The sequence below is a fragment of the Mesorhizobium sp. HAY1-8B genome, from assembly GCF_056868045.1.
This window is the reverse complement of record NZ_CP200321.1, coordinates 3,748,846-3,771,634: the sequence shown is the minus strand read 5'-3', so window position 1 is coordinate 3,771,634 and position 22,789 is coordinate 3,748,846. Positions and strand designations below refer to the sequence as shown.

The 22,789-nt window shown below is 62.3% G+C and carries 25 protein-coding genes; 15 read left to right on the top strand and 10 right to left on the bottom strand.

Annotated features, from left to right (window positions below; all coding sequences use genetic code 11):
* The gene (locus AC1VON_RS17760; RefSeq protein ID WP_483124354.1) at positions 1 to 1,353 is read left to right on the top strand and encodes a formimidoylglutamate deiminase; all 1,353 of its coding nucleotides are present in this window, start codon (positions 1 to 3) and stop codon (positions 1,351 to 1,353) included.
* Positions 1,350 to 2,090 (top strand): histidine utilization repressor, encoded by a 741-nt coding sequence (gene hutC / locus AC1VON_RS17755; protein WP_172350985.1) that lies wholly within the window; start codon positions 1,350 to 1,352, stop codon positions 2,088 to 2,090. Before AC1VON_RS17760 ends, hutC begins: the two co-directional genes overlap by 4 nt.
* 210 nt (positions 2,091 to 2,300) lie before the next feature.
* Here the strand turns inward: hutC and AC1VON_RS17750 are convergent, their stop codons facing one another.
* A complete protein-coding gene (locus AC1VON_RS17750; protein WP_172350986.1) occupies positions 2,301 to 2,645 on the bottom strand; it encodes a RidA family protein in 345 nt (114 codons plus the stop codon).
* A 221-nt stretch (positions 2,646 to 2,866) separates the two neighbouring features.
* Between AC1VON_RS17750 and aztA the strand changes: the two genes are divergently transcribed.
* From aztA to AC1VON_RS17725, 5 genes are all read left to right on the top strand, one after another.
* Complete coding sequence (gene aztA / locus AC1VON_RS17745; protein WP_483124353.1) at positions 2,867 to 3,697, top strand: zinc ABC transporter ATP-binding protein AztA; 831 nt, start codon at positions 2,867 to 2,869, stop codon at positions 3,695 to 3,697.
* Complete coding sequence (gene aztB / locus AC1VON_RS17740; RefSeq protein WP_475451321.1) at positions 3,697 to 4,572, top strand: zinc ABC transporter permease AztB; 876 nt, start codon at positions 3,697 to 3,699, stop codon at positions 4,570 to 4,572. Before aztA ends, aztB begins: the two co-directional genes overlap by 1 nt.
* A 29-nt stretch (positions 4,573 to 4,601) precedes the next feature.
* Complete coding sequence (aztC, locus tag AC1VON_RS17735; RefSeq protein WP_172350989.1) at positions 4,602 to 5,543, top strand: zinc ABC transporter substrate-binding protein AztC; 942 nt, start codon at positions 4,602 to 4,604, stop codon at positions 5,541 to 5,543.
* 102 nt (positions 5,544 to 5,645) lie between these two features.
* A complete protein-coding gene (gene zigA / locus AC1VON_RS17730; protein ID WP_483124352.1) occupies positions 5,646 to 6,854 on the top strand; it encodes a zinc metallochaperone GTPase ZigA in 1,209 nt (402 codons plus the stop codon).
* Between the two features lie 117 nt (positions 6,855 to 6,971).
* Positions 6,972 to 7,310 carry a protein tyrosine phosphatase family protein gene (locus AC1VON_RS17725; protein ID WP_056562770.1) on the top strand — a complete coding sequence of 113 codons (339 nt, stop codon included), beginning with the start codon at positions 6,972 to 6,974 and terminating at the stop codon, positions 7,308 to 7,310.
* A 10-nt stretch (positions 7,311 to 7,320) separates the two neighbouring features.
* Here the strand turns inward: AC1VON_RS17725 and AC1VON_RS17720 are convergent, their stop codons facing one another.
* Positions 7,321 to 7,788: an Lrp/AsnC family transcriptional regulator gene (locus AC1VON_RS17720; RefSeq protein WP_172350991.1), complete on the bottom strand. Its 468-nt coding sequence runs from the start codon at positions 7,786 to 7,788 to the stop codon at positions 7,321 to 7,323.
* A 138-nt stretch (positions 7,789 to 7,926) separates the two neighbouring features.
* Here AC1VON_RS17720 and hppD point away from each other — a divergent pair, with 138 nt between their 5' ends.
* Complete coding sequence (gene hppD, locus AC1VON_RS17715) at positions 7,927 to 9,042, top strand: 4-hydroxyphenylpyruvate dioxygenase (RefSeq protein WP_172350992.1); 1,116 nt, start codon at positions 7,927 to 7,929, stop codon at positions 9,040 to 9,042.
* 22 nt (positions 9,043 to 9,064) lie between these two features.
* Here the strand turns inward: hppD and AC1VON_RS17710 are convergent, their stop codons facing one another.
* The 5 genes from AC1VON_RS17710 to hmgA form a co-directional block, all read right to left on the bottom strand.
* Entirely contained in the window at positions 9,065 to 9,601 is a 537-nt protein-coding gene (locus AC1VON_RS17710; RefSeq protein ID WP_172350993.1) for a DinB family protein, read from the bottom strand.
* A gap of 4 nt (positions 9,602 to 9,605) precedes the next feature.
* The gene (locus tag AC1VON_RS17705; protein ID WP_172350994.1) at positions 9,606 to 9,899 is read right to left on the bottom strand and encodes a hypothetical protein; all 294 of its coding nucleotides are present in this window, start codon (positions 9,897 to 9,899) and stop codon (positions 9,606 to 9,608) included.
* 12 nt (positions 9,900 to 9,911) lie between these two features.
* Entirely contained in the window at positions 9,912 to 10,928 is a 1,017-nt protein-coding gene (locus AC1VON_RS17700; RefSeq protein ID WP_483124351.1) for a fumarylacetoacetate hydrolase family protein, read from the bottom strand.
* A 91-nt stretch (positions 10,929 to 11,019) separates the two neighbouring features.
* On the bottom strand, positions 11,020 to 11,874 hold the full coding sequence (locus AC1VON_RS17695) for an MBL fold metallo-hydrolase (RefSeq protein ID WP_483126343.1): 855 nt from the start codon (positions 11,872 to 11,874) through the stop codon (positions 11,020 to 11,022).
* Positions 11,875 to 11,885: 11 nt separating this feature from the next.
* Positions 11,886 to 13,199: a homogentisate 1,2-dioxygenase gene (gene hmgA / locus AC1VON_RS17690; protein ID WP_483124350.1), complete on the bottom strand. Its 1,314-nt coding sequence runs from the start codon at positions 13,197 to 13,199 to the stop codon at positions 11,886 to 11,888.
* A gap of 114 nt (positions 13,200 to 13,313) precedes the next feature.
* Between hmgA and AC1VON_RS17685 the strand changes: the two genes are divergently transcribed.
* From AC1VON_RS17685 to AC1VON_RS17670, 4 genes are all read left to right on the top strand, one after another.
* Entirely contained in the window at positions 13,314 to 13,757 is a 444-nt protein-coding gene (locus tag AC1VON_RS17685) for a MarR family winged helix-turn-helix transcriptional regulator (protein ID WP_483124349.1), read from the top strand.
* 151 nt (positions 13,758 to 13,908) lie between these two features.
* Positions 13,909 to 14,562: a lysophospholipid acyltransferase family protein gene (locus AC1VON_RS17680; RefSeq protein ID WP_483124348.1), complete on the top strand. Its 654-nt coding sequence runs from the start codon at positions 13,909 to 13,911 to the stop codon at positions 14,560 to 14,562.
* Complete coding sequence (locus AC1VON_RS17675) at positions 14,559 to 15,509, top strand: phosphatidate cytidylyltransferase (RefSeq protein WP_172350999.1); 951 nt, start codon at positions 14,559 to 14,561, stop codon at positions 15,507 to 15,509. Before AC1VON_RS17680 ends, AC1VON_RS17675 begins: the two co-directional genes overlap by 4 nt.
* A gap of 7 nt (positions 15,510 to 15,516) precedes the next feature.
* Positions 15,517 to 16,161 (top strand): CDP-alcohol phosphatidyltransferase family protein, encoded by a 645-nt coding sequence (locus AC1VON_RS17670; RefSeq protein WP_483124347.1) that lies wholly within the window; start codon positions 15,517 to 15,519, stop codon positions 16,159 to 16,161.
* 32 nt (positions 16,162 to 16,193) lie between these two features.
* Here the strand turns inward: AC1VON_RS17670 and tdh are convergent, their stop codons facing one another.
* On the bottom strand, positions 16,194 to 17,228 hold the full coding sequence (gene tdh / locus AC1VON_RS17665) for an L-threonine 3-dehydrogenase (protein ID WP_140768066.1): 1,035 nt from the start codon (positions 17,226 to 17,228) through the stop codon (positions 16,194 to 16,196).
* A 52-nt stretch (positions 17,229 to 17,280) separates the two neighbouring features.
* A complete protein-coding gene (locus AC1VON_RS17660; protein WP_172351001.1) occupies positions 17,281 to 18,468 on the bottom strand; it encodes a glycine C-acetyltransferase in 1,188 nt (395 codons plus the stop codon).
* A gap of 308 nt (positions 18,469 to 18,776) precedes the next feature.
* Between AC1VON_RS17660 and AC1VON_RS17655 the strand changes: the two genes are divergently transcribed.
* On the top strand, positions 18,777 to 20,846 hold the full coding sequence (locus AC1VON_RS17655; RefSeq protein ID WP_172351002.1) for a putative bifunctional diguanylate cyclase/phosphodiesterase: 2,070 nt from the start codon (positions 18,777 to 18,779) through the stop codon (positions 20,844 to 20,846).
* A 71-nt stretch (positions 20,847 to 20,917) separates the two neighbouring features.
* Positions 20,918 to 21,658 (top strand): polysaccharide deacetylase family protein, encoded by a 741-nt coding sequence (locus AC1VON_RS17650; protein WP_172351003.1) that lies wholly within the window; start codon positions 20,918 to 20,920, stop codon positions 21,656 to 21,658.
* A 120-nt stretch (positions 21,659 to 21,778) separates the two neighbouring features.
* Here AC1VON_RS17650 and AC1VON_RS17645 read toward each other — a convergent pair whose 3' ends face one another.
* Positions 21,779 to 22,177, bottom strand: coding sequence for a MarR family winged helix-turn-helix transcriptional regulator (locus AC1VON_RS17645; RefSeq protein WP_246740706.1), 399 nt, complete (start codon positions 22,175 to 22,177; stop codon positions 21,779 to 21,781).
* Positions 22,178 to 22,378: 201 nt separating this feature from the next.
* On the opposite strand from AC1VON_RS17645, the gene AC1VON_RS17640 reads away from it, so the two are divergent.
* Positions 22,379 to 22,786 carry a hypothetical protein gene (locus AC1VON_RS17640; protein ID WP_483124346.1) on the top strand — a complete coding sequence of 136 codons (408 nt, stop codon included), beginning with the start codon at positions 22,379 to 22,381 and terminating at the stop codon, positions 22,784 to 22,786.
* Positions 22,787 to 22,789: the final 3 nt, after the last annotated feature.

Genomic DNA, 22,789 nt, shown 5'->3' with positions numbered 1-22,789 from the left:
GTGACGGCGATCTTTGCGGAACAGGCGCTTCTGCCCGAGGGCTGGCAAGGCAATGTCAGGATCGCGCTCGATGGAGGCCGCATCGCCTCCGTCGAAGCGGGCTCAGCTCCGCAGGCCGGCGACGAGCGCCACGCGATTCTGCTGCCGGGCATGCCCAATCTGCACAGCCACGCCTTCCAGCGCGGCATGGCCGGATTGGCCGAGCTTCGCGGCCCTTCTGCCGACAGTTTCTGGAGCTGGCGCGAGGTGATGTACCGCTTCGCTCTGTCGATGACACCGGATCAGGTCGAAGCGGTTGCCGCGCAGCTCTATGTCGAGATGCTGGAGGCCGGGTTTTCGCGCGTCGGCGAATTCCACTATTTGCACCACGACCGCGATGGAAAGCCCTATGCCAATCTCGCCGAGATGGCCGAACGGATCGCCGCCGCGGCTGGCGAAACCGGTATCGGCCTGACGCTGCTGCCGGTGTTCTATGCGCATTCCTCCTTCGGCGGTGCCGCGCCGAACGAAGGCCAGCGCCGATTCATCAACGATGTGAATCGGTTCACCCGGCTTGTTGAGAAGTCTAGCGAATCGGTTCGTGCCTTGAATCAAGCTGTCGTCGGCGTCGCGCCGCACAGTTTGCGTGCGGCGACGCCGGAGGAATTGACCCAAATTGCCGCTTTGGCGCCGAATGGACCGATCCACATCCATGTCGCTGAACAGGTGAGGGAAGTCGAGGACTGCCTTGCCTGGTCCTGCGCGCGCCCGGTCGAGTTTCTGCTTGGCGCTGCCGATGTCGATCAGCGCTGGTGCCTGATCCACGCCACGCATATGACCGACGCCGAAGCCATCGGCATGGGGAAGAGCGGCGCCATCGCCGGCCTTTGCCCTATCACCGAGGCCAATCTCGGCGACGGTACTTTTGCCGCGCCGCTATTCACCGAGCATGGCGGCCGCTTCGGAATCGGCTCCGATTCCAACGTGCTGATCGGACTACCGGACGAATTGCGCCAGCTCGAATATTCGCAGCGCCTTGCCTATCGTGCCCGCAATGTGCTGGCGGTGGCCGGCGGCTCGACCGGGCGCGCGCTGTTTGATGCAGCACTCGATGGCGGCAGCGTCGCGCTTGGCGCCGGCGCCTCGCAGATCGCCGCCGGCGCTGCCGCCGATCTCGTCTCGCTCGACGCCAAGACCCCCTCGCTGGCCGGCAAGACCGGCGACGCAATACTCGACGCCTGGATTTTCGCCAATGGAAGCAAGGTCGACTGCGTCTGGGTGCATGGGCAAAAACAGGTCAGCGGCGGCCGGCATGCACGGCGCGAAGCCATCGCCGAGCGCTTTCGCACTGTGATGACGGCGCTGTCGGCATGAGCACGGTCGAGACAGTTGATGCCGACAGCGGCGGTTCGCTGCACCAGCGCATCCTGTCCGACATCAGCGAGAAGATCCTGTCCGGTGCCTGGGCGCCCGGTCATCGCATTCCGTTCGAGCACGAGCTGACGACCGAGTACAATTGCTCGCGCATGACGGTGAACAAGGCCCTGTCGCAGCTGGCCAAGGCCGGGCTGATCGAACGCCGCCGCCGCTCAGGCAGCTTTGTCCGCCAACCGCAGTCGCAGGCAGCGGTGCTGGAACTTCACGACATCAGGATCGAGGTCGAATCACTTGGCCTACCCTATCGTTACGAGCGGCTGGAGCGCCTGAAGCGGCGCAGCAACGCTGACGACAGAGCGCTGCTCGGGCTGTCCGCCGCAGGGTCATTGCTATGGCTCGAAGGCCTGCATTTTGCCGGTGAGCGGCCCTTCGCCCTCGAGCAGCGCCTGATCAATCTTTCGGCGGTTCCGGAAGCCGGAGATGAAGAGTTCAGGGAAATCGCCGCCGGGCCCTGGCTGATCGGCCGTGTGCCGTGGAGCGAGGCCGAACACCGGATCCGTGCCATGGCCGCCGATGAGATTGTTGCCGACGCGCTCGACATCGATCCGGGCGCGCCCTGCCTGGTGGTCGAGCGCCGCACCTGGAGCGCGGAACACCCGGTCACCCATGTCCGGTTTGTCTATCCGGCGGAAAGCCACACGCTGGTGGCAAGGTTCACGCCGTCGCAGGGGTGAGGCGTATCCAGCCGAAGGCTGGCGAAAAGCCAACGATTTGGCTTTTCGAACGCCGAACGCCCGGAGCCACGGCGGAGGGCCGTTGCGCTGGGCTGGGTCCCCGCTGCCTTCGGGAGCGTCCCAGCGTTCGCTGGCCTTTCGGCGCGCCACGGACGCGCCGAATTCGCTGACGCGAACCGGCTCCTCACGCCCACAAGGGGGAGGTAAAGCTCAAATCGCCGCCGTGACGATAATCTCGACCAGATATTCCGGGCCGGCGAGCTTGGCTTCGCCGGTGGCGCGGGCCGGGGTGTGGCCCTGCGGCACCCACTTGTCCCATTCCGAATTCATCTCGGCGAAGGTGCCCATGTCGGCCAGCCAGATGATCGCCTGAACGATCTTGGTTTTGTCGGTGCCGGCCTTGGCCAGCAATTCGTCGATGGTCGCCAGGATATCGCGGGTCTGCGAGGCGACGTTGCCGCCGGGTTCGCCGACCTGGCCGGCCAGATAGACCGTGTTGCCGTGGATGACGATCTGGCTCATGCGCGGGCCAACATCGATGCGACGAATGCTCATGGGAGGTTCCTTCCTGTTATGGGTGGCGACTGTTTAGAGTTGCGGTTCGCTTCGGGCAAGGCCGCCGGCGCCAATTCCCCTTGGACCAGCAAGGGTGAGATTCACGGCAAGTTGAGCCGCCGGTCGCAATTCCGCCCGATTGGCTTGTTGACTAATGTAATAACATCACATATCCAATCGACCCCTGCCCGCAGCCGGGTTTCGCTGCTTCACGGAACGACATGACCCAGACCTGCCTGACCTTCCGTGACCTGACGCTGGGCTACAGCAGCCACCCGGCGATCCATCATCTCGACGGCACGATCCGCAAGGGGTCGCTGACGGCCGTGGTCGGTGCCAATGGGTCCGGCAAATCGACGCTGATGAAGGGTATCGTCGGGGTCCTGAAACCGATGGCTGGCGAGGTGGTTCGCGCACCCGGCGTGCGCGCCGCCTACCTTCCCCAGCAATCGGAACTCGACCGCTCCTTCCCGGCGCGTGTTGTCGACCTTGTTTCGCTGGGGCTCTGGCCGAAGCGCGGCATGCTCGGCCGCTATACCGCCGAGGATCGCGCGGCGGTCAGCCAGGCGCTGATGGCGGTCGGCCTTGGCGGCTTCGAGAAGCGCCCGATCGACACGCTGTCGGGCGGCCAGTTGCAACGCACGCTGTTTGCCCGCGTGCTGTTGCAGGATGCCGACCTGATCCTGCTCGACGAACCGTTCAACGCCGTCGATGCCAAGACTGTCGGTGACCTGATCGCCCTGATCAAGCGCTGGCATGGCGAAGAACGCACCATCATGGTGGTCGTCCATGATCTCGATCTGGTACGTCAGAATTTCCCCGAGACCCTGCTTTTGGCCCGCCAGCCGATCGCCTGGGGCGAAACGCGCGAGACGCTGAAGCCGGAAAACCTGTTGCGCGCCCGCCGTTTTCACGAAGCCTGGGAAGAGAACGCGCCCTGGTGCGAACCGGACGAGCACGCCCATGATCATGGCCACGATCACGATCATCATGACCATGCTCACGGGCACGATCACGACCATCACCACGGCGCCGGACCGAGGGCCGCCTGATGGACTGGGTCTACGGTCTTTTCATCGCGCCCTTCGCCGATTTCGGCTTCATGCAGCGGGCGCTGTTCGGCTCGCTGATGCTGTCGCTCGGCGCCTGCCCTATCGGCGTCTTCCTGATGCTGCGGCGCATGAGCCTGTCGGGTGACGCCATGGCGCATGCCATCCTGCCCGGGGCGGCCGCCGGCTTCCTGTTCTACGGCCTCGAAATTCTGCCGATGACCATTGGTGGCCTGATCGCCGGCATCGTCGTGGCGCTCGGCGCCGGTGCCGTCTCGCGCTTCACCATCCAGCGCGAGGATGCCTCAATGGCGGCCTTCTACCTGATATCACTCGCCATCGGCGTGCTGATGGTGTCGATCCGAGGCTCCAGCGTCGATCTCATGCATGTGCTGTTCGGTACGGTGCTGGCGCTCAACAATGAGGCGCTGATCCTGATCGGCGGCATCGTCGCGGTGACGTTGGTCAGCCTCGCTATCTTCTGGCGGGCGCTGGTCGCCGAATGCCTCGATCCGTTGTTTCTGCGTTCGGTCAGCAAGATGGGCAGCCCCGTGCATTTCATTTTCCTTGGTCTGGTTGTTCTCAATCTCGTCGGCGGCTTCCAGGCGCTCGGCACTTTGCTTTCCGTCGGGCTGATGATGTTGCCGGCGGCAGCCGCCCGCTTCTGGACGGTGCGCGTCGAGCCGATGTGCGTGCTGGCCGTGTTGATCGGCTTTGCCTCTTGCATCGCCGGGCTGCTTTTGTCCTATCACGCCTCACTGCCGTCCGGTCCAGCCATCATCCTGTCGGCCGGCGTCGTCTATTTCGCCTCGATCCTGTTCGGCACGCGCGGCATTCTGCGCGCCCGCATCATCCATCACCGTCACAGAACGGCCTGATCCCCGCCCCTGAAAGGAGACCCTCGTCCATGCTGAAATCCATCCGTGCCGCCCTGGCGATGAGCGTTATAACATTAACCGCCTTTGGCGCGTCGGCGGCCTTCGCGGCACCGCTGAAAGTGGTCGCCAGCTTCACCGTCATCGCCGATTTCGCCAGAAATGTCGGCGGCGACCGTGTCGACATCACCACCATCGTCGGGCCGGATGGCGATGCCCATGTCTATGAGCCGAGCCCGGCCGACGCCGTCGCCATGGCCAAGGCCGATATCGTTCTGGTCAACGGCCTGCATTTCGAAGGTTTCCTGCAACGGCTGGTCGATGCCAGCGCCACCAAGGCGTCGATCATCACCTTGACCAAGGGTGTGACGCCGATCGATTTCAAGCCTGAGTTCGCCGACGCCGACGCAGCCGAAGGTGCCGGCACCGGCGGCGGCAAGACGGTCACCGATCCGCACGCCTTCCAGTCGATCGCCAATGCCAAGATCTATGTGAAGAACATCGCCGAGGCGTTCTGCGCCGCCGATTCCGAAGGCTGCGTCAGCTACCAGACCAATGCCGCCGCCTACACCAAGAAGCTCGATGCGCTGGAAGGCGAAGTGAAGGCGGCGATCCAGTCGATCCCCGAGGCGAAGCGCGTCGTCATCACCTCGCATGACGCCTTCGGCTATTTCGAACACGAATACGGCCTGACCTTCCTCGCCCCGCAAGGCATTTCGACCGATTCCGAGCCGTCGGCCGCCGATGTCGCCAAGCTGGTCGAGCAGGTGAAGCAGGACAAGGCGGCCGCGATCTTCGTCGAGAACATCACCAACCCGCGCCTGATCGAGCAGATCGCCAGCGAGACCGGCATCAAGGTGGGCGGCACGCTCTATTCGGACGCCCTCTCGCAGCCCGATGGCCCCGGCTCGACCTATATCGACATGATGCACAACAACATCCGTCAGATCAAAGGCGCCATCCTCGGCAGTTGAGGAGCGCCACGCTCGGAAAGGCGGAGCCAGTCTCCGCCTTTTTCAGCACTCCATATGTAATAAAATAACATTACGATTTCACTAAGATCCCGGAACCCAATCATGAATAGAATGCCCGGTCTCAAACGCCTTCCCGTCACCGTGCTTTCCGGCTTCCTCGGTGCCGGCAAGACCACGCTGCTCAATCACATATTGTCGAATCGCGAGGGCCGCCGCGTCGCCGTCATCGTCAACGACATGAGCGAGATCAACATCGATGCCGAACTTGTGCGCGACGGCGCCGACCTGTCGCGCACCGACGAGAAACTGGTGGAGATGTCGAATGGATGCATCTGCTGCACGTTGCGCGACGACCTGTTGAAGGAGGTCCGCGCACTCGCCGAACAAGATCGCTTCGACTATCTGCTGATCGAATCGACCGGCATTTCCGAGCCCCTGCCCGTCGCCGCGACCTTCGATTTCCGCGACGAGCATGGGAATAGCCTGTCCGACGTCGCCCGCCTCGACACGATGGTGACCGTGGTCGACGCGCTCAATCTGCTCAAGGATTATTCCTCGTCGGATTTCCTCAAGCTGCGCGGCCAGTCGCTTGGCGAGCAGGACAGCCGCGCTCTGGTCGACCTACTGGTCGAACAGATAGAGTTCGCCGACATCGTGGTGCTGAACAAGATCGGCGTGGCGAGCCCGCACCAGCGCGACATGGCAAGGCTGATCGTGCGGGCGCTCAACCCCGGTGCCGAGATCGTCGAAGCCGATTTCGGCAAGGTGCCGCTCGACAAGGTGCTCGCCACCGGCCGCTTCGATTTCGACAAAGCGCAACAGAATCCGCTCTGGTTCAAGGAACTCAACGGTTTTCGAGACCATGTTCCCGAGACCGAGGAATACGGCATCCGTTCCTTCGTCTACCGGGCGCGAAAACCGTTCCAGCCGGCGAGGTTCCAGACCTTCATCGGCCGCGCATGGCCGGGCGTGGTGCGGGCCAAAGGCTTCTTCTGGCTGGCGACACGGCCGCGCCATGTCGGCGAAATGAGCCAGGCGGGCGCACTGGTGCGGACCGAAAAGCGCGGCCTGTGGTGGGCTGCCGTGCCGCGAAGCCGCTGGCCCGGCCATGCCGAATGGCGTCAAAGCATGGCCCCCTATCTCGACCCTGTCTGGGGCGATCGCCGCCAGGAACTGGTCTTCATCGGCTGCGAACCGATGGATGAGGCGCAAATCCGCGCCGAACTGGACGATTGCCTGGTCGACGCCGAGGACTTTCGGCCTGAATTGTGGCGAGCGCTGCCAGATCCGTTCCCGGCCTGGGCGGCCTGAGTTGGATTCTCCGCGGGAAACGTCTATCTGCGCTGAATGATTTCTGTCGGCGCGGATTGCCGGCCACGTCGGGGAGTGGCAAGACTCCTCGACAAACCAGATTGCGAGGATGTTGCCATGGAATACCGCGAGATCAGCGAAGACTATTCGGTCTCGGGCCAGATCCAGCCCGAAGACGTCGCGGCCATCAAGGCCGCCGGCTTCAAGAGCGTCATCTGCAACCGGCCGGATGACGAACAGCCCGGCCAGCCTTCGGCCGACACGCTCAAGGCGGCGGTGGAAGCCGCGGGCCTCGCCTTCCGCTACATCCCGGTGATCAGCGGCCAGATCACAGCCGAGAATGTCGAGGATCAGGCCGAGGCGCTGGACGAATTGGAAGGGCCGGTCTTCGCCTATTGCCGCTCCGGCGCGCGCTGCACGAATTTGTATGGGTTGATCCAGCAGTCGAAGGGCTAGAGACCAAGGATCAAATCGGCAGGGCGCCGGTCTCCTTCAGCGTCTCCAGCACGATCGCCGTCTTCACATGCTGCACCGATTCATGCGGCAGGAGCACACCGTTGACGAACTCCGACAGTGATTTGAGATCGGGCGTCACCACCTTCAGGATGTAATCCATCTCGCCGGTCAGCGCGTGCGCCTCTTGCACTTCGGGCAGCCGCGCCACCAACTCGCCGAAGCGCCGAGCGTTGTCGCGATTGTGTGTGGCCAAGGTCACCGAGATGACGTTGACCAGCGAGAAGCCGAGTTTGTCGCGATCAAGCACGGCGCGATAGCCCTTGATGTAGCCGTCCTCCTCAAGCCGCTGGCGACGGCGCGAGCATTGTGATGCCGACAGGTTCACCCGGTCCGAGAGATCATTGTTCGTCAGCCGCGCATCGCCTTGCAAGAGCGCCATTATCTTGCGGTCAAATTGATCAATGCGCGTCTCATCCATGATTTTTTCTCTCAACATGCATGCTTCGCGCATGAGATGATCATTTCAAGCGTTTGAATGCAAGCACCATGCGCCGGCTGCGCGCTATGATGGCGTCAGATGGCCGTCTCGGGCCAAGCCAGCTTCCGGAGGAATACCATGGGCCCCTTCCCGCATGACGCCCCGCCCGCCAAGATCAGCAGGGATAACCCCGCCGGCACCGATGGTTTCGAATTCGTCGAATTCGCGCATCCGGAACCGCGGAAGCTGGCTGAGCTGTTCACCCGCATGGGCTATGTGGCGGTCGCCAAGCATCGCACGAAAGACATCACCGTATGGCGCCAGGGCGACATCAACTATGTCGTCAATGCCGAGCCGGGCTCGCATGCGATGAAGTTCGCGGGCAAGCATGGCCCTTGCGCCGCCTCGATGGCCTGGCGCGTGGTCGACGCAAAGCATGCGTTCGACCACGCCGTCTCCAAGGGCGCCACGCCTTACGAAGGCGACGATAAGGCGCTCGACGTGCCGGCGATCGTAGGCATCGGCGGCTCGCTGCTCTATTTCATCGATGCCTATGGCAAGAAGGGCTCGGCCTACGATGCCGAGTTTGAATGGCTCGGCTCGCGCGATCCGCGGCCGCAAGGCGTCGGCTTCTATTTCCTCGATCACCTGACCCACAATGTCTATCGCGGCCAAATGGATAAATGGTGGGATTTCTACCGCAATCTGTTCGGCTTCAAGCAGATCCATTTCTTCGACATTGACGGCAAGATCACCGGCCTGGTCAGCCGGGCGATTACCTCGCCCTGCGGCAAGATCCGCATTCCACTCAACGAATCCAAGGACGAGACCAGCCAGATCGCCGAGTATCTGAAGAAGTACAATGGCGAAGGCATCCAGCACATAGCGGTCGGCACCGACGAGATCTACGCCGCCACCGACAAGCTCGCCGCCAATGGGCTGAAGTTCATGCCCGGCCCGCCGGAAACCTATTACGACATGTCGTATGCCAGGGTGAACGGCCATGACGAGCCGATCGAGCGGATGAAGAAGCACGGTATCCTGATCGACGGCGAAGGCGTGGTCGACGGCGGCATGACCAAGATCCTGCTGCAGATCTTTTCGAAGACGGTGATCGGGCCGATCTTCTTCGAGTTCATCCAGCGCAAGGGTGACGAAGGCTTTGGCGAAGGCAATTTCCGCGCGCTGTTCGAATCGATCGAGCAGGACCAGATCAAGCGCGGCGTGATCAAGGTCGACGGCAAGGCGGCGTAAGCTTGCAAGCGGGTCGAGCGGCCTACAAGCCGAGCCGCCCGACCTCATCGTTCCTGAGCTTCACATCATAATCGAGCAAAAACTCGTCCAGCTGCGGCGGCGCAACCGAGGTGCCGGACAGCATTGCGTGCACCTGGCCACGATGGTGGATGTCGTGCAGGAAGACATGGGCAAGGATATCGCCGATGCGCTCGGGGATCATGCCGTCCTCACGCCGGTCGGTGATGACCCGGCGGTCGAGATCGACCTCCGACAGGCCATCGCAGAAGGCGATCAGTCGCCGGTCGGCCGCGACCTGCGCGGCGAACAACGCATGGGGTTCGTCGAAAGGCACAAAATCATCATGGGCTGCGGCACCGATGCCGCCCTCTTCGAGAAAATCGAGATAGAGATGATCGACCGCCAGAATGTGGTTGAGCGTTGCCTTGATCGACGGGAAGAAGCTGGTGCGCTCGGCTTCGAACTCACCGGGCTTGAGCGCCAGAACGGCACGATAGAGCCGGTCATTCGACCAGAGATTGTTGCCGGCCATGCGGCGCAGATGATCCAGCAGGGTCATGAGATCATCCCCCTGACCGCACCAGATGCAAGCCTGCCGCCGTGATCGCGAATCCAGCGAGAACGATCAGCAGCAACCCGTTCATGTGCCGACGCATGGCTTGCGTTTCCTCGTCCCGCGCGACATTCATGTTGGTGATGGTGTGAAACATCATCGCCTTGCGCGGGAAGCCGCTGCGGTTGGTGAGATTCGGCGAGCGCGCCTCGATGCGATAGCTCAACCGTACCGCCAGGATGAAGACAGCCAGAATAGCCAGCGCCCAGACACCGGCCAACGGATAGAATACCTCCCCCGTCATTCCATTCCCTCGCTATCGTTCGTATTTCTCGACCGTCTGTTCGATGGCGCCGAAGATCGAATGTCCGGCCTTGTCCTTCATCTCGATCCGCACCGTGTCACCGAAGCGCAGGAACGGCGTCTTCGGTTCGCCTGACGCAATGGTCTCGATCATGCGCAGTTCGGCGATGCAGGAATAGCCGGCGCCGCCGGCCGAGACAGGCTTTCCCGGGCCGCCGTCGAGCTTGTTGGAAACCGTACCCGAACCAATGATGGTGCCGGCGACAAGCGGTCGCGTCTTCGCGGCGTGCGCGATAAGGGCCGGGAAATCGAAGGTCATATCGACACCAGCATTGGCGCGGCCGAACGGCTTGCCGTTGAGATCGGCAAGCAGCGGCAGGCTGACCTTGTCGCCATCCCAGGCATCATCGCCCAGTTCGTCCGGCGTCACCGCAACGGGTGAAAAGGCCGAGGACGGTTTCGATTGGAAGAAGCCGAAACCCTTGGCCAGTTCCGGCCCGGTGAGCGCGCGCAGGGTAACATCATTGACCAGCATGACCAGCCGGATGGCGGCGCGCGCTTCATCGAGGCTTGCCCCCATCGGCACGTCATCGACGATGACGGCGACTTCCGCCTCCATGTCGATGCCGAAGGCTTCGTCGGCCATGCGGATCGGATCGCGCGGCCCGATGAAGGAGTCCGAGCCGCCCTGGTAGATCAGCGGATCGGTCCAGAAGCTTGCCGGCATCTCGACGCCACGCGCCTTCCGCACCAGTTCGACATGGTTCACATAGGCCGATCCGTCGGCCCATTGATAGGCGCGTGGCAGCGGCGAATGCGCGTCGTGCTCGTGAAAGCGCGCTGATGGCATCGCATTGTTCTCCAGCGATTCCGCTATTGTGCCGAGATGCGGCGAAATCCTGCGCCAATCGTCGAGTGCCGCCTGCAGCGTGCGCGCCAGGAACGAAGCGTCGGTGTATTGCGTCAGGTCGCGCGAGACGACAACGAGTTTTCCGTCGCGCGTCCCGTCCTTCAATGTGGCAAGCTTCATGCGATTTCCTCTCCTGATGCGGCTTTGCCACCGCCTTGGCTTTTTGCCTTACGCATGATCTTTTCCGAAAACCGGTTTCCACTTTTCGGGATCATGCTAGCTCCACAACAAGGCCGTCGCGGGCGATCGTCAAGTCGCCGGCCCATGTTTTCCTGACAGCAGCAAGCCAGTCGGCCTCGGTGATCTCGGGATCGTCGGCGGGAATGAGGTGGTTGAGCACCAGCCTCTTGACGCCGGCATCGCTGGCGATGCGACCGGCTTCCTGGGCAAAGCTGTGGCTGGCGAGCAGATGTTCCTTGAGCCGCGCGCCATTGCCGGTTCTGGCGACCAACCGCTCGATGCCTTCCTCCAGCATGGCTTCGTGGACGAGAAGGTCAGCACCCTCGGCGAAATCGGCGAGCGGTGGAAAGAAGGCCGTATCGGCGGAAAAGACCACGGTTTTCCCGCCATGCTCGAAGCGCAGGGCAAAACAGTCGGTCACCGGCGGATGGTCGACACGCAGCGCCGTGACCTTCAGGCCACCTTGCTCGACCACCTGGCCCTCGCCGAACTCGTCGATCGAAACCAGATCGCGAATGTCAGGCCGACCCTCGTCGACGATGCGGATCTCGATGTCGAATTCCATCGCCTGGCAAAAGCGACGCCAGTAGTGGCCGGTGCCGGGCGGACCAAACACGCTGATCGGCGTCGCCAGCCCCGCCGTCCAGGCGGTATGGACCAGTGGCCCCAGTTCCAGCACATGATCGGAATGCAGATGCGTGATGAAGATCAGGTCGAGTGCCTTCAGGCTGATACCGGCATCGACCAGACCGCGGGTCGCGCCAAGCCCGCAATCGACGATGATGGTTCGCCCACCGATCTCAAGCAGCGACGAGCTCGGCCACGGCCCGCCTGGCCGCAATGCCGGCCCGCCCTTGGAGCCCAGCAGCACCAACCGATCCGGCATTGGCTTGCGGCTCAAGACCAGTCGCCCTCCAGCGTGCCATTAAAACGCTTCTTCAGGTCTGCCCAGCAATCGATGTAGTTGTCCTGGCGGGTTTCCAGTTCGGCGCCGTAGCGGGTCAGCATCTGCGGGAAGCGGGTCTCGAACATGAAGGCCATGGTGTTGTCGAGCTTGACCGGTTTCAGATCCGCGCGCGAGGCTTTTTCGAAGCCAGGGGCATCCGGGCCATGGGCCAGCATCAGATTGTGCAGGCTGATGCCACCGGGAACAAAGCCTTCTTCCTTGGCATCGTACTGGCCGTGGATCAGGCCCATGAATTCGCTCATGATGTTGCGGTGGTACCATGGCGGCCGGAACGTATCCTCGGCCACCAGCCATCGCGGCGGGAAGATGACGAAGTCGATATTGGCCGTGCCTTCCTCGCCGCTCGGCGCGGTCAGCACGGTGAAGATCGACGGATCGGGGTGATCGAACAGGATGGCGCCGACCGGCGAAAACGTCGCCAGATCATATTTGTAGGGCGCGTAGTTGCCATGCCAGGCGACGACGTCGAGCGGCGAATGGCCGATCTCGGTGACATGGAAATTGCCGCACCATTTCACGATCAGCCGGCACGGCGTCTCCTTCTCCTCGAACCACGCGCAAGGCGTCTTGAAATCACGCGGGTTGGCCAGGCAATTGGCGCCGATCGGGCCGCGATCGGGCAAGGTCAGCTTGGCGCCATAGTTCTCGCAGACGTAGCCGCGCACTTGCCTGTCGACCAATTCGACCTTGAAGACGAGGCCGCGCGGCAAAACGGCGATCTCGCCGGGCCAGAGCTCGATGACGCCCATCTCGGTGACGAGGCGCAAGGCGCCCACTTGCGGCACCACCAGCAACTCGCCATCGGCATTGAAGAAATGATCATCGACCATCGATGTGTTGGCGACATAGACATGCGCCGCCATGCCGCTCTGGCCGAGCACGTCGCCAGCCGTGGTGATGGTGCGCATCCCCTGAATAAAATCGGTCGGCTCCTTCGGCATCGGCACCGGGTTCCAGCGATACTGGCCAAGCGCCAGTTCGTGGTCACCGACATTGGGCGCGCTCTTCCACAGGGGATAGTTCGCCGCCTTGAAGCGGCCGGTGTGCTTGACGCTCGGCCGGATGCGATAGAGCCAGGACCGCTCATTGGTGCCACGTGGCGCGGTGAAGGGCGAGCCGGAAAGCTGTTCGGCGTAAAGGCCGTAGGCCGGCCGTTGCGGCGAGTTCCGCCCCTGCGGCAGCGAGCCGGGCAAGGTTTCGGTCTCGAAATCGTTGCCGAAGCCCGGCATGTAGGAAAAGGCCATCGCTTCCTCCCTTGCGCATCCGGCAAGGCGCCAGCCGGATTGACCAAACTGGTTTCATTTGTAACCATCGAAAATGTAACTATCAATGCCACCATGCGCGCAGGGAAATGAACCATGGACCCGGAGATCCTGGAACTCGAAAGCTTCCTGCCCTACCGGCTGTATCGCCTTGCCGATGCCGTCAGCCGCGAATTCTCGCGGATATACAAGGACAGTCACGGGCTGACGCGGCCGGAATGGCGCACGCTTTCCGGACTTGGCCAGCTCGGGACGATGACCGCGACAGAGCTCGGCGAGCAGTCGGCCATGCACAAGACCAAAGTATCGCGCGCGGTGGCCGAGCTTGAAAGGCGGCGCTGGCTCATCCGGACACCCGATGAGAACGATCGCCGTGTCGAGCATTTGAGGCTCACCAAAGCGGGCCTTGCCGCCTATCGTGAGATGGTGCCGTTGGCGAAGGCGTTTGAGCAAGTGCTGCTGGCCCAGTTGAGCGCCGACGAACGGACTTCCATCATAAAGGGCATCTTGTCGCTGGAAACCGCATTGGGTAGGAGATAGCCGCCGTCGCCGGAGGAGATATAAGACGGTCGCCGCGAAGGGGTAGCACGTTCAGGCAGCCACGGATCTCGCGATCCCTGCTTGTTCGATAGCGGATTTTCTGCGCCTGCGTGTCAGCTGGCGGATGATCCATGAGCGAATTGGGGGATGGATGAAGTCGCTGATTGCCAAGCCGGTGGCGGTGATCGTCTTGCTGTTTGCGCGTGCCATCACCGCTGTGCGGCCGTTCTGGCACGAAGGCAGGCTGCCTCGCCGTCGCTCGATCTTCTTTGCCAACCACTCCAGCCATGGTGATTTCATCTTGATCTGGGCTGTTCTGCCGCCGCGCCTGCGTCGGCGGGTCCGTCCCGTAGCGGGCGCCGACTACTGGCTGAAATCAAAACTCCGAAGGTTCATCGGGCGCGACGTTTTCAATGCCGTCCTGATCGATCGCAATCGCGACGCACGCACGATGGATCCTGTCGAGAGCATGGGGGAAGCGATGAAGGAAGGCTCTTCACTGATCCTTTTCCCGGAAGGCACGCGCAACCAGTCCGATGCGTCCTTGCAGCCATTCAAATCCGGCTTGTTCCATTTGGCGGCATTGCACCCCGATTTCGAGTTGGTGCCGGTATGGATCGCCAATCTCAACCGGGTGATGCCGAAGGGGGAGTTCGTTCCTATACCACTGATCTGCACGGTGACGTTCGGCGAGCCAATGCATCTGGCTGATGGCGAGGACAAGGATATGTTTCTCGAGCGGGCACGGGAGGCGCTACTCGCGCTGGCGCCGAAAAAGGCGGCGGCCGAGAGGGTAGAAGAATGAGCTCCACCCAATTCGACATGATGGTTCTCGTGCTCGGCGTCTGCGGGATCCTGCTTACGGCCTCCTTCGTGGGCCAGATCCTGGAACGACGCTTGTCGCCGGACGGCTCGAATCCTGCCATCGAGAACCTCAACGCCCGCATCAATGCCTGGTGGGTGATGGCGATCCTCATCGCCATCGCATTCGTCGCCGGGCGCATCGGCGTTCTGCTCCTCTTCGGCTTCTGCTCCTTCGCCGCCCTTCGCGAGTTCGTGACGCTGACCAATACGCGCCGTGCCGACCACTGGGCGCTGGCCACCGCGTTTTTCGTCGTGCTGCCGTTGCAGTACGTCCTGCTCTGGATCGAGGACTACGAGATCTTTTCCGTTTTCATTCCGGTCTACGCCTTCCTGTTGATGCCCATCATCTCGGCGGTGCGAGGCGACACGCAGCACTTCCTGGTTCGAATCGCGGAGGTGCAATGGGCGCTGATGATCTGCGTCTTCTGCGCCTCGCACGTGCCGGCTCTGCTGACGTTGCATATTCCCGGCTACGAGGGTCGCAATGTGCTTTTGATAGCCTTCCTTGTCATCGTCGTTCAGTTGAGCGATGTGCTGCAATATATCTGGGGGAAGATGATCGGGCGTACGAAGATCGCACCAAGGCTTTCGCCGTCCAAGACTGTTGAAGGTTTCGTCGGCGGCATCGCCTGCGCCAGCCTCGTCGGCGCTGGTCTGTGGTGGATCACGCCGTTCTCTCCGCTTCAGGCCGGCGCAATGGCCTTCCTGATCACGTTGATGGGTTTTTTCGGCGGCCTCGTGATGTCCGCCATCAAACGCGACCGCGGCGTGAAGGATTGGGGCCATCTGATAGACGGCCATGGCGGCCTGATCGATCGGCTGGATTCGGTGGTGTTCTCCGCTCCGATCTTCTTCCACCTCACGCGTTACTTCTGGTCGCCGGGATGAGGCAGTCATGAACACAGGCGATCGCAGACCCCTTGCAAGCCGCGACACGCGCTGGGCACAGGCGACGGCCAGACGTCTCGCCGCACTCTCGGTGACCCCTAACCAGATTTCGCAGGCCAGCATCCTCGCCGGCGCGCTGGCCGGCGCCGCCTTCTGGCTTGGCGGGCAGAGCGACGACATGGCGCGTTTGCTGTTGTTGCCGGGTGCCGCGCTGTTCTGCCAACTGCGCCTGCTATGCAACCTTTTCGATGGCATGGTCGCCGTCGAAGGCGGCAAGGCGTCAGCCGATGGGCCGTTCTGGAACGAGTTCCCGGACAGGATCGCCGACATCGCCATCATGGTGGGAATAGGCTACGGCATCGCCATGCCTGGCCTTGGCTGGGCAGCCGCCTGTTTTTCGGTTCTCACCGCCTATGTACGGGAACTCGGGCGGGCCAATGAAGCACCGAGCGATTTCTCCGGCCCGATGGCCAAACCGCATCGCATGGCGGTTGCAACCATGGCTGCACTGCTGTCCTCGGTGGAATTCCTCTGGCATGGCCGCAACGAGGTCCTGACGCTCGCGCTTGCCATCATCGCGATCGGCTCCGCCGCAACCGCGCTACGCCGCGCATGGCGACAAGTGCGATGGTTGAGAACCAAGAGCCCCTGAGGCCTTTTCCTGGCTAGGCTCGCCGAACGCGGCTACCAGTCCATCACGACCTTGCCCGAACTGCCGCTCCTCATCGCATCGAAGCCTGTCTGGAAATCGTCGATGCCGATGCGGTGCGTGATCAGTCCCGAGACATCGAGCGGGCCCTGCACCAGCGCGATCATCTTGTACCAGGTCTCGAACATCTCGCGGCCATAGATGCCCTTGAGATGCAGCATCTTGAAGATGACCTTGTTCCAGTCGATCTCGAAGCCGGTGGGCGCAATGCCCAGAATGGCGATCTTGCCGCCATTGTTCATGGTGTCGATCATGTCACGGAAGGCGGGGGCGGCGCCCGACATTTCGAGGCCGACGTCAAAACCCTCGGTCATGCCGAGCGCCGGCATGACGTCGCGCAGCTTTTGCTTCGAGGCGTCGACGACATGCTGGACGCCGAGCTTTTTCGCCAGCGCCAGCCGAACCGGGTTGATGTCGGTGATGACCACCTTTCGCGCACCGACGCATTGGGCAACCAGCGCGCCCATGATGCCGATCGGCCCGGCGCCGGTGACCAGCACGTCCTCGCCGACCAGATCGAAGGACAATGCCGTGTGGACGGCATTGCCCAGCGGATCGAAGATCGCCGCGACTTCGTCCGGCACATCGTCGGGGATCGGAACGACATTGTGCTGCGGGATCGCCAGATACTCGCCGAAAGCGCCCGGCCGGTTGACGCCGACACCGAGCGTGTTGCGGCACAGATGCCCCCTGCCCGCACGGCAGTTGCGGCAATGGCCGCAGACGATGTGGCCTTCGCCCGAGACGCGCTGGCCGACCTTGTATTCGGTGACGGCCGCGCCGAAATCGGCGACGGTGCCGACGAATTCATGGCCGGTCACCATCGGCACCGGCACCGTCTTCTGCGCCCACTGATCCCAATTGTAGATATGGACGTCAGTGCCGCAGATCGCCGTCTTCTTGACCTTGATCAGCACATCGTTGGGGCCGATCTCCGGGACCGGCACTTCTTCCATCCAGATGCCCGGCTCGGCCTTGGCCTTCACCAGCGCCTTCATCATGTTCGACATTCTCTTGTCCCTTGAATCTCTTGATCCGGAATCGCTTTTCGGCGCCGGCCGCTCAGGAAATCACGCCCAGTTCCCTGCCGACCGCGCCGAATGCCTCCACCGCCCGATCGATGTCGGCGCTGGAATGCGCCGCCGACATCTGGGTGCGGATGCGCGCCTGGCCTTTCGGCACCACCGGGAACGAGAAGCCGATGACATAGATGCCGCGCTTCAGCATGCGCGCCGCCATCTCCTGCGCCAGCGTCGCTTCGCCCAGCATCACCGGAATGATCGGATGATCGGCACCAGCCAGCGTGAAGCCGAGCTTGCCCATCTCAGATCTGAACCGCGCCGCATTGGCATATAGGCGTTCGCGCAACGCGTCGCCATTGCGAATCAGGTCGAACACCTTGATCGAGGCGCCGGCGATCGCCGGCATCAGTGTGTTGGAAAAGAGATAGGGCCGCGAGCGCTGGCGCAGCCAGTCGACCACTTGGCTCTTGCCGGAGGTGTAGCCACCGGAGGCGCCGCCGAGCGCCTTGCCCAGCGTGCCGGTGATGATGTCGACCCTGCCCTCGACGCCGCAATGCTCCGCCGAGCCGCGACCATTTTTGCCGACGAAGCCGACCGCATGGCTGTCGTCGACCATGACCATCGCATCGTATTTCTCGGCAAGGTCGCAGACGCCCTTCAGGTTGGCGATGATGCCGTCCATCGAGAACACACCGTCGGTGGCGATCAGTCGGAAGCGGCAATCCTTCGCCTCCTTCAATCGCGCCTCCAGATCGGCCATGTCGTTGTTGGCGTATCGGAAGCGCTTGGCCTTGGACAGCCTGACGCCGTCGATGATCGAGGCGTGGTTCAGCGCATCCGAAATGACCGCGTCGTCTTCACCGAGCAACGTCTCGAACAGGCCGCCATTGGCGTCGAAACAGGAGCCGTAGAGGATGGTGTCTTCCAGGCCGAGGAAGGAGGAAATCGTCGCCTCGAGCTGCTTGTGCTCCTCCTGCGTGCCGCAGATGAAGCGCACCGAGGCCATGCCGTAGCCGTAGCGATCGAGCGCCTGCGTGGCCGCCTTTCGCAGTTCGGCGCTGTCGGCGAGGCCGAGATAGTTGTTGGCGCAGAAATTCAGCACTTTCTCGCCGCCGACCTCGATCTGCGCCGACTGCATCGAGGAGATCACCCGCTCGGATTTGTAGAGCCCGGCCGATTTGAGCCCTGCGAGCTCGCTGTCGATATGGGAGAGAAATGCTGCGGTCATGGTCGGGCCTCGTTTGACGTGGGCAGACTGTCGTCCCGCTTGCGCAAAAAATCCATCGCAAAAGCGACCGGATCGGGTGGCCGGACAGCATCAACCGAGACGCGACGGGCATCGCCTGAGCGGCTACCCGAGAACGCACGCGAGAAGCAATGCTCAAATGCAGGCCGGCGGCGAAAGGAGCCGATAACCATTCAGCGATCTTTCCGCCTTTCCCCTTGCCGGCCGGCTGTCGATTTCCGGTCCTGTTAACGTTTGCGGTTCAATTGTGATCATACAGGAATCCGTTGGCGAGAGGGCCGCCCCCGAAAATGTCGCAGCAGCCGGTGCAAACCGTTTCAGGCAAGCTCATACTGCTGATCAAGGCCGGCTACTGGCTCGCGCTGCTGATCATCGCCACCATGGTGGCAGCCTCCTTCGTCCTGCTGCAGCAGACGATGGCCACGCAGCAGCACAACCACACCTTGCTCGATATCGTCGGCACGCAGAAGACATTGTCGCAGCGCATCGTCTTCCTTGCCAGCGCAACGGGTGCCGCGTCGCGCGACAAGCAGCCGGCGCTGGTCAGCGCGCTCAAGCAAGCCACGGCGGAATTCGAGACCAATTACGACCTGCTGCTCAAGGAGACGGGCGCGGATCCGCAGTCGCCGGCCAAGCTTGATGCGAAGTCGATCGAGAGCGTGCTTTTCGCCAAGCCCTTCCATCTCGACTATTTCTCGGTTGGGCTGATCGCCAATGGCGACCGTCTGATCTCGGCCTTTGAATCGAAACTCAATCTCGACAATGATGGCTACAAGGGCGGCGCTGAGCGCGTCAACCTCGATACGTCGGTCGCCAACGCAACCTTGTCGGGCTATGCGGCCCTTGGCCAGCGCATCAGCGCCGAGGCCGACGAGCGCTCCGAAAAGTTGCTCGCCCTCCACCGCACGCTGTTCTACGCCACGCTCGGCGTCATCCTGCTGGTGGCACTGTTCATCTTCAGGCCGATGTCCAATGCGATCCTGCGCAAGACGCGTGAACTGGTCGATGCGCGCAACTCGATGGCCTTCATCGCGGTTCACGACGGCCTGACCGGCCTGCACAACCGCACTTTCCTGACCGACCATTTCGACACGCTGATCAAGAGTGCGCACCGGCGGCGCGAACGCCTGGCCGTGGTCCAGCTAGACCTCGACCGATTCAAGCAGATCAACGATACGCTCGGCCACGCCGCCGGCGACTATGTCCTGGTGGTGACGGCGCAGCGCATGCGCGATTCGTGCCGGGCGTCGGATCTGTGCGCGCGGCTCGGTGGCGACGAATTCGTGATGATCCTCAATGGCGCGGGCAGCACCGAGGACATCAACATGCTGGCACGGCGGATCCTGGCGCATATCAACGAGCCGATCATCTTCCAGGGCACCACGATTCTTCCGGGTGCCAGCGGCGGCATCGCCGTCTATCCGATCGATGCCGACAATGCGCAGGACCTGCTCGTCCATGCCGATCTGGCGCTCTACTCCGCCAAGAAGATGGGCGGCGGCAATTTCTCGTTCTTCTCGGAGGAGCTGCGCCGCGAACTCGACTACCGCAAGCAGCTCGAGCACGACATCAAGGTCGCCATTTCAGAAAAAGCGTTCCAGGTCTATTTCCAGCCGCAGGTCTCCCTGACCAACGGCGCCATCAGCGGTATCGAAGCCCTGGTGCGATGGAACCATCCCGAGCGCGGCATGATCTCGCCGGGCGAATTCATTCCGGTCGCCGAGAAATGCGGTTTCATGCCGGAGATCGGCCGTATCGTGATCAGCAAGGCGATCAACGAAGCCGCCGAGTGGAACCGTGCCGGGATTGCCTTCGGCCGGCTTGCCGTCAACGTTTCGGGCACCGAACTGCGCGAGCACGATTTCGATGCGTTCTTGTTCGAGACACTGGAAAAGGCCGGGCTGCCGCCGCAGAAACTCTCGCTGGAAATCGTCGAATCCGTCATTCTGGACGACGAGAAGACAGGTATCGCCGCCAAGCTGCGCCACATCAGGGCCGCGGGCGTGCATCTGGAACTCGATGATTTCGGCACCGGTTATGCGTCGCTCAGCCACGTCAATCCCAACGAGATCGATCGGCTCAAGATCGACCGCCGCTTCGTCCAGAACATCCATGAGAATGGCGACAATTCCAAGATCGTGCGCGCCATCACCGAGCTTGCCCGCGGGCTCGGCATCTCGATCGTCGCCGAGGGGGCTGAAACCGAGGCCGAACTCGATTCGCTGATGGCGATCGGCTGCGACCAGGTACAGGGATATTCCATCGCCTTCCCTATGCCGCACGACAAGGCGCTCGAATGGCTGACCGCGCGCATGCCGAAGAAGGCCAGGCTGACGGTGCTGCAAGGCAGGCTGGCATAGGCGAAACCTGGCCCGCCTTGACAACCGCCGAGATGGCGGCCTGTCGTGATCGCAAACGGATATAGCGGCCTATGACATTCTTTCGGCTTGTGCTGGCGGCCATGCTGATGTCCGCGCTGCCGGCTTATGGGGCGGATCGCACCATCTATCTCACCTTCGACGATGGTCCGCTGAACGGCACCAGCAACATCCTCGATGTGTTGGCGGCGGAACAGGTTCCGGCAACGTTGTTCATGGTGGGCATGCACGCCGAGGCCAGTGCGTCCAACAAGGCCCTGGTACGGCGGGCCAAGGCGATGCCGCTGGTGACGATCGGCAACCACAGCTACAGCCACGCCTACAATCACTACCGGCACTTCTACAGCGACACGGAAGGTGTGGTTGCCGACATGCTCATGGCGAATGCCGTGCTTGGCCTGAAGCCCGCGGTGCACGCTCGACTGCCGGGGCGCGATGTATTCCGGCTGCCTTCGATGTCAAAGGACGACAACTCGCTTGGGCCCGCGCAAGCCGGCCGCGAGGATCCCGACTACGAATTCGTCGCGGCTTCCGGCTTCTATCTCTACGGCTGGGACCACGAGTGGGTGCACAAGGATAACGGCGAGCCGGTCCAGAGCGTCGACCATCTGGTCAGCGAAATCGATCACCTGTTCGGCTATGGCCGCTTCGCCAAGCCAGGCAAGCTGATCCTCTTGATGCATGACGAGATGTTCCAGGACAGTTTCGACGGCAAGACACAGCTCACCAACCTGATCACCGCACTGAAGTTGCGCCGCTATGCGTTTGGAACAATCCAGAGCTATGACGACTGAGCCAACGGCCTGGCTTTCCCGGAGCAGTGCAGTGTTCCACGGAAACGGCGCACCGCTCAAACTCTTTGTTTTGACGCAATTCCGGACGGAAAACCGCTCCACGCTTTTCCTGGAATTGCTTTAGCTCTCCAAATTGTCCCGCAATGCCGCCAGCACCTGCGCAAACTCCGCCAGACGCTCGTCGGGCAATCCTTTGCGGAGCCGCTTGTCGAAGGCGACTGCTGCTTGTCGCAACGTCTCGAACAGCTCTTCTCCCGCTTCTGTCAATTCGACCAGATGGACCCTCCGGTTGACGGGATCGCGGCGGCGCGTCAGCAGGCCCTGCGCCTCCATCGCGTTGAGATGGTGGGTCAGCGTCGCGCCCTGGATGCCGATCATGCCGGCGAGTTCGCGCTGATTGGCAAGCTTGCTCGACTTGACCGACAGCAGCGTGAGCCAGACCGGCAAGGTCCCGCCCGCTTCAACCAAAGCGGCGTCGAAGGCCTGCGCAACGAGCTTGGCGGTGCGGCCGAGATTCATGCCGACTGGCGGGCGTTCAAAGGGCGTCATTGCCGGACACTAGAGCAATTCCAGGAAAAGTGTGAAGCGGTTTTCCGCCCGGAATTGCGTCAGACAAAGACGGTGTCTTCCGCAGATGGAACAGGTTCGCGTTTATACATTGACATCTAATAGTTAGATATCTAACTATTGTGCACCAGCACGCGAGAGAGGAGAGCCGGCATGCAATATGTCTATATCGTGGTTATCGGTCTTCACGTCATGGCCGGCGTGTTCTGGGCTGGCACCACCATCACGCTCGCCCGCGATCCCGAGATCAAGGCGGAACGCTTCATCCAGCCGCAGATGGGCGCGGCCGGCATGGTTTTCCTAACCGGGGCACTGCTGTGGTATTTCTTCCACGGCGCCTATTTCGGCTCGATGGAAATGGTGCTGGCGCTCGGCATCGTGACCGCCTTTGCCGCCGCCGGCGTGCTCGGCGCCATGGTCAGGGCGCCCAGCAGGCGGCTTGCCGGCGCCAATGCGGAAATCGAAGCGCAACTGCGCGCCAGAATGGCGATGGGCGAACGCATTGCCGCATGGCTGCTGGTGGTCACCGTGCTGTGCATGGCAATCGCCAGGATGGTCTGAGCG

Coding starts and splice junctions, on each gene's coding strand:
- hutC (WP_172350985.1), top strand. CDS start 1,350: ATGAGCACGGTCGAGACAGTTGATGCCGACAGCGGCGGTTCGCTGCAC.
- AC1VON_RS17750 (WP_172350986.1), bottom strand. CDS start 2,645: ATGAGCATTCGTCGCATCGATGTTGGCCCGCGCATGAGCCAGATCGTC.
- aztA (WP_483124353.1), top strand. CDS start 2,867: ATGACCCAGACCTGCCTGACCTTCCGTGACCTGACGCTGGGCTACAGC.
- aztB (WP_475451321.1), top strand. CDS start 3,697: ATGGACTGGGTCTACGGTCTTTTCATCGCGCCCTTCGCCGATTTCGGC.
- aztC (WP_172350989.1), top strand. CDS start 4,602: ATGCTGAAATCCATCCGTGCCGCCCTGGCGATGAGCGTTATAACATTA.
- zigA (WP_483124352.1), top strand. CDS start 5,646: ATGAATAGAATGCCCGGTCTCAAACGCCTTCCCGTCACCGTGCTTTCC.
- AC1VON_RS17725 (WP_056562770.1), top strand. CDS start 6,972: ATGGAATACCGCGAGATCAGCGAAGACTATTCGGTCTCGGGCCAGATC.
- AC1VON_RS17720 (WP_172350991.1), bottom strand. CDS start 7,788: ATGGATGAGACGCGCATTGATCAATTTGACCGCAAGATAATGGCGCTC.
- hppD (WP_172350992.1), top strand. CDS start 7,927: ATGGGCCCCTTCCCGCATGACGCCCCGCCCGCCAAGATCAGCAGGGAT.
- AC1VON_RS17710 (WP_172350993.1), bottom strand. CDS start 9,601: ATGACCCTGCTGGATCATCTGCGCCGCATGGCCGGCAACAATCTCTGG.
- AC1VON_RS17705 (WP_172350994.1), bottom strand. CDS start 9,899: ATGACGGGGGAGGTATTCTATCCGTTGGCCGGTGTCTGGGCGCTGGCT.
- AC1VON_RS17700 (WP_483124351.1), bottom strand. CDS start 10,928: ATGAAGCTTGCCACATTGAAGGACGGGACGCGCGACGGAAAACTCGTT.
- AC1VON_RS17695 (WP_483126343.1), bottom strand. CDS start 11,874: ATGCCGGATCGGTTGGTGCTGCTGGGCTCCAAGGGCGGGCCGGCATTG.
- hmgA (WP_483124350.1), bottom strand. CDS start 13,199: ATGGCCTTTTCCTACATGCCGGGCTTCGGCAACGATTTCGAGACCGAA.
- AC1VON_RS17685 (WP_483124349.1), top strand. CDS start 13,314: ATGGACCCGGAGATCCTGGAACTCGAAAGCTTCCTGCCCTACCGGCTG.
- AC1VON_RS17680 (WP_483124348.1), top strand. CDS start 13,909: ATGAAGTCGCTGATTGCCAAGCCGGTGGCGGTGATCGTCTTGCTGTTT.
- AC1VON_RS17675 (WP_172350999.1), top strand. CDS start 14,559: ATGAGCTCCACCCAATTCGACATGATGGTTCTCGTGCTCGGCGTCTGC.
- AC1VON_RS17670 (WP_483124347.1), top strand. CDS start 15,517: ATGAACACAGGCGATCGCAGACCCCTTGCAAGCCGCGACACGCGCTGG.
- tdh (WP_140768066.1), bottom strand. CDS start 17,228: ATGTCGAACATGATGAAGGCGCTGGTGAAGGCCAAGGCCGAGCCGGGC.
- AC1VON_RS17660 (WP_172351001.1), bottom strand. CDS start 18,468: ATGACCGCAGCATTTCTCTCCCATATCGACAGCGAGCTCGCAGGGCTC.
- AC1VON_RS17655 (WP_172351002.1), top strand. CDS start 18,777: ATGTCGCAGCAGCCGGTGCAAACCGTTTCAGGCAAGCTCATACTGCTG.
- AC1VON_RS17650 (WP_172351003.1), top strand. CDS start 20,918: ATGACATTCTTTCGGCTTGTGCTGGCGGCCATGCTGATGTCCGCGCTG.
- AC1VON_RS17645 (WP_246740706.1), bottom strand. CDS start 22,177: ATGAATCTCGGCCGCACCGCCAAGCTCGTTGCGCAGGCCTTCGACGCC.
- AC1VON_RS17640 (WP_483124346.1), top strand. CDS start 22,379: ATGCAATATGTCTATATCGTGGTTATCGGTCTTCACGTCATGGCCGGC.